Genomic DNA, 2,398 nt, shown 5'->3' on the forward strand with positions numbered 1-2,398 from the left:
GCCTGCTGTTACAGATTTTCTCTGAAAATATGATTGGTCCGGTGTTCTTTGAGTTTATCCAGCGCAAAGATGACGATGGCTTCGGTGAAGGGAATTTTAAAGCCTTATTTGAATCGATTGAACGTGATCAGATCAAACGTGGCGTTCTGGACATCTCGAAAGCCTGATCTTTGTTTAAAATATACCGATGCATATAGTGTCATATGCATCGGTATTACTGCCTCTGTTTCAACATATACGCTTATATAAAACTTAAGATTCTGCACCGATGACGGTATAAAAATAATAAAGCCCATCATCACTGTTCAGTACTTAATCTCACATGGATGATGAATAAAAATGCAGCATATTGAACAAGGAAACCTGAAAAAGGGTTTAAGTAACCGGCATATTCAACTTATTGCACTGGGTGGTTCCATTGGTACCGGCCTGTTTCTCGGCATCTCACAAACCATTAAGCTGGCCGGACCTTCCGTTATTCTGGGTTATGCCATTGCAGGCTTGATTGCTTTTCTAATGATGCGCCAGTTGGGTGAAATGATTGTACATGAACCTGTCAGCGGCTCTTTTAGCCATTTCGCTTATAAATACTGGGGCAAGTTTGCCGGATTTATGTCTGGCTGGAATTATTGGGTACTGAATATTCTGGTCTGTATGGCCGAATTAAGCGCTGTCGGTTTGTATGTGCATTACTGGTGGCCCGAAATCCCAACCTGGGTGTCTGCGCTCGGCTTCTTTATTTTCATTAATGTAATCAACTTGCTTCACGTAAAATTATTCGGAGAAATGGAATTCTGGCTAGCGATCATTAAGGTCGGTGCCATTATTGCCATGATTGCGTTCGGCAGTTATTTACTGGCCAGTGGCAGTGGTCACAGCCAATCCACTCTGGAAAATTTATGGCAATTGGGTGGCTTCTTCCCGAATGGGATTATGGGTCTGATTATGGCGATGGCCATGATCATGTTTGCTTTTGGCGGTATTGAACTGGTCGGCATTGCAGCGGCAGAAACAGATAACCCGAAAAAAACCTTACCTAAAGCAGTGAACCAGATTGTTTACCGTGTTCTGTTATTTTATATCCTGAGCCTGGTGGTGATTCTATCGCTTTATCCTTGGAATATGATGGCGCAAGGCGGCAGTCCTTTCGTGCTGATTTTCGATTCGCTTGGTAGCCAGACAGTGGCCGCAGTTCTGAATTTTGTGGTTTTAACCGCAGCGATTTCGGTTTATAACAGTACTAATTACTGTACCAGCCGCATGCTGTTGGGATTAGCTCAACAAGGTAATGCACCCAAATTTCTAGCTAAAATCAATCAGCGTGGTATTCCGGTCAATGCCGTTATGGTCTCGGCATTCTGTACGCTCCTATGTGTCTTGTTGAATTATCTGGTGCCAGAAAAAGCCTTTAGCATGCTGATGATGCTGGTGGTCGCAGCCATTGTGATTAACTGGGTGGTAATTTCCTATACCCATTTAAAATTCAAGACCTCAATGAACCGCATGCAGACCAGAACAGATTTTCCAAGTGTGGCTTACCCATTCACCAACTACTTATGTATCGCATTTATGGGCGGTATTCTGCTGATTATGAGCAGTACCCCAGAAATGCGAATTGCGGTTGTTATGATCCCGGTCTGGATTGGACTTCTGATGATTGCTTATTTCTTCAAACGCAAAAAAGAAAATCAGACAGCTGTGTTAGACACGACCAAAATCAGCTCTTTACCAGAAGCGTAATACTATATTAATTAGATTAGGATAGATTCATGTTTCAACATATTGATCCCTATGCCGGTGATCCGATTCTTTCTTTAATGGAAGAATTCAACAAAGATCAACGGAGTAACAAAGTCAACTTAAGTATCGGTCTGTATTACAATGAAGATAACATTGTGCCGCAGCTAGACTCAGTTCAGAAAGCTTATACTTACCTGACCCCTGACTATAATAAAGTTCGTGTTTACTTGCCGATGGATGGTCTGAACAGCTTTAACCAGGCTGCACAGGAATTAATTTTTGGAACTTCCAGCCCTGCCCGCGAGCAAGGCCGTGTAGTCACGATTCAGACCTTGGGCGGCTCAGGTGCGCTAAAAGTCGGCGCTGACTTTTTGAAAAAATATTTTCCAGAATCTGAAATCTGGGTGAGCCAGCCGACTTGGGAAAACCATATTGCCATCTTTAATGGCGCTGGTATTCAGACCCATTTCTATCCTTATTATGATGCAGAAACCAATGCCGTTAATGTACCGGCGATGCTGGATTGCTTAAAACAGCTGCCCGCTCAAAGTATTGTGTTATTACATCCATGTTGTCATAACCCGACCGGGGCCGACTTACAGCCGCATGAGTGGGATCAAGTCATTGAAGTTTTAAAAGCCCAATCTTTAATTCCTTT

The 2,398-nt window shown here is 43.0% G+C and carries 2 protein-coding genes; both read left to right on the plus strand.

Translation table 11 applies throughout. The annotated features are described in order from the left end of the window. The first annotated feature begins 339 nt into the window (after positions 1-339). Positions 340-1,740 (plus strand): amino acid permease, encoded by a 1,401-nt coding sequence (locus tag B4033_RS04000; protein ID WP_286832281.1) that lies wholly within the window; start codon positions 340-342, stop codon positions 1,738-1,740. Positions 1,741-1,769: 29 nt separating this feature from the next. Then, the coding region (locus B4033_RS04005; protein WP_286832283.1) for an aminotransferase class I/II-fold pyridoxal phosphate-dependent enzyme at positions 1,770-2,398 on the plus strand (629 nt) is incomplete at its 3' end.

Origin of the sequence: Acinetobacter sp. UBA3132 (genome assembly GCF_002364825.1) — a bacterium.
Lineage (GTDB): Bacteria > Pseudomonadota > Gammaproteobacteria > Pseudomonadales > Moraxellaceae > Acinetobacter > Acinetobacter schindleri.